Origin of the sequence: Bartonella sp. AP58NXGY (genome assembly GCF_042195785.1) — a bacterium.
Classification (GTDB): domain Bacteria; phylum Pseudomonadota; class Alphaproteobacteria; order Rhizobiales; family Rhizobiaceae; genus Bartonella.
Genome location: NZ_JBHIOY010000363.1, coordinates 1 through 596 on the forward strand (window position 1 = coordinate 1; position 596 = coordinate 596).

The following is a 596-nucleotide window of genomic DNA, read 5'->3' on the forward strand; positions in this document are numbered from 1 at the left end:
CTGGTGCAGGAGAGGGGTACAATGATACGGTACATTCGGCGATAGCTGGTGCTGCGGGTGGCGCTGTTTTGACGCCGGCTGCTGCTTTAGGAGGTATGGGAATTTCTAAGGTAGTTCGTGGTGCAGGAAATCTTGTAAAGGATACTCCCATTATAAGGAGAGTTTTTAATCCATCTCGTAAAGAGGTTTCCAATAAAGCTTTGAGAGAAGTTGCTAAACATCTTTACGATAATAAAACGGAAAGCATCATTGAACGCCTTAGCTCAGAACCTCATAAGGTATTTTTGACAGACATTAATGAAAAACTACGACAGGCTTTGTGGAATTCATCTAAAACCAATGAAGATGTCTATAATATCTTAAAACAAGCGCATGAGAAAAGATTAGGCGGTTCTGTTCAACGTCTTGATGATGTGATGGAGCAGACAATTGCGCCATACCAGCATAGAGATACTTTAAGTAGAACACTTAAACGGCAAGGGAAAGAAGCGCATGATCATCTCTATGAACAAGCAAGGCAAACTACAATAGGACAAGAACATTACCCAGTTCTTGATAAACTTTTCGAGAATAAAGGATTTCAAAGAGCTCTCAAA

General features: G+C 40.6%; 1 pseudogene. It reads left to right on the forward strand.

Going from position 1 to position 596, the window contains the following annotated elements:
• Positions 1-596 (forward strand): annotated as a pseudogene (locus ACFINC_RS11435) (glycine zipper family protein); the annotation flags it as partial.